Source organism: Bartonella sp. AP88XZML (genome assembly GCF_042195565.1).
GTDB lineage: Bacteria > Pseudomonadota > Alphaproteobacteria > Rhizobiales > Rhizobiaceae > Bartonella.
In genome coordinates, this window is sequence record NZ_JBHIOQ010000049.1 from 1 (window position 1) to 1,364 (window position 1,364).

The following is a 1,364-nucleotide window of genomic DNA, read 5'->3' on the forward strand; positions in this document are numbered from 1 at the left end:
AATTGCTTGGCATGCTTAAAAGTGGGGCGATAAAAGGTCAGTTTCTTGCAGAGAGATTCTTTGCCACCTTTATCTTGATAAGGAAGCGGAACCTGCAATTCCACGTCAATGCTGGTTTGTAAACTTGTCATGATCAATTCCTATAAATTGAGAATAGAGCGGCGGCGAGAACCGATCTCTTGCCCGTTGCGGACAAGCCAGCCGCCCCGTTTAAAAGAAAAGCGGTGCAAAACAGAACCATCCCAAAATTCCGTATAATCCCAAACATTTTTGATCTCGCAATCATAGCCTGTGGCTTTCCCAGCTGTTAAGCCTTCGCTATCCACTTTGACCAACCGCCCTGTCACATCAATGGAATGTTCATGCTCACGCCCATCTTCTTCAGAAATCACATGTTTTTTGCCAGTGAATTTATGACGAAGACCAGGGGGACCACCAAAGATGCCGATAATTTCGGGGGTATGGCTGCGGATTTTCATTTGTAAACTCAAAGCTTTCACACCAAGACCGCTCACATCAATTTGCATATCAGAGCCCCCTGGTTGATAGGTTTCAGTGATTTCTTCCAACGTAGGTAATTTGAGGGTTTCAAGATCAAGATGGAGATTCACATCATCATCAACAATCAAGGTAAAACCGCGAACAATTCTTAAAGTCATATGTCACTCCTTGCTGCTTTGCGATAACCCTCTAGCGTATCACCAAAGGCATATGTCATTTTCTTTTGGATATCTTCAGCAAGCCGATTAAAGTAAGCTCCATTGCGCCGGCTGCCAAAGCTTAAATCTTCTAAAGGTGGCACTTCTTCTGCATCAAATTCCACCCGCAATTTCCCCAGTTGTAAAGTGCTGTTTGAATTTAAATCACGATCAAACCAAACCCGCCCACCAAGCAGTGCACCGCGTGCAATCATATCATCAAGAAAGCTGGTCAAAGAGCGGGTAATGGCAATAACATGTTGACCAGTCAGATTCTCATCATTGGCCCAAGGGCGCAAATTATTGATGATGGTTTTTTCCAAAGCTGCACGGGTGCGCACCACATTGACAAAGCGCCAGAGCGGATCACTGGAGGTGGTATGATTTCCCCATAAAATGCGCCCATTGGAAGCTACTTCTCCCTGCCCATTTTGGCTAAGCCGTGCTGGAATAAAGGTCGCAATATCGGCTTGGTTAAGGCGATTTGCCTCATGATCAATTTCCCCATCAAAATAGCTAATGGGGCGTGCTGTCCCTAAAATGCCATGCACATCTTGGTTGGAAGGAGACCAAAAAACACCGCCCCTTTGCTTGTCACGTTTGATAAACATGGCTGCTGCAAAAGGACTTGCGGGTTTAACACTAACACCCCCCTCACGATTTGCC

General features: G+C 45.6%; 2 protein-coding genes. Both read right to left on the reverse strand.

Going from position 1 to position 1,364, the window contains the following annotated elements; all coding sequences use genetic code 11:
• Nucleotides 1–140 precede the first annotated feature (140 nt).
• Nucleotides 141–659: a phage major tail tube protein gene (locus tag ACFIK2_RS06885; protein ID WP_015856800.1), complete on the reverse strand. Its 519-nt coding sequence runs from the start codon at nucleotides 657–659 to the stop codon at nucleotides 141–143.
• On the reverse strand, nucleotides 656–1,364 hold a 709-nt coding region (locus ACFIK2_RS06890; RefSeq protein WP_375677065.1), incomplete at its 5' end, for a phage tail sheath family protein. The genes ACFIK2_RS06885 and ACFIK2_RS06890, both read right to left, overlap by 4 nt.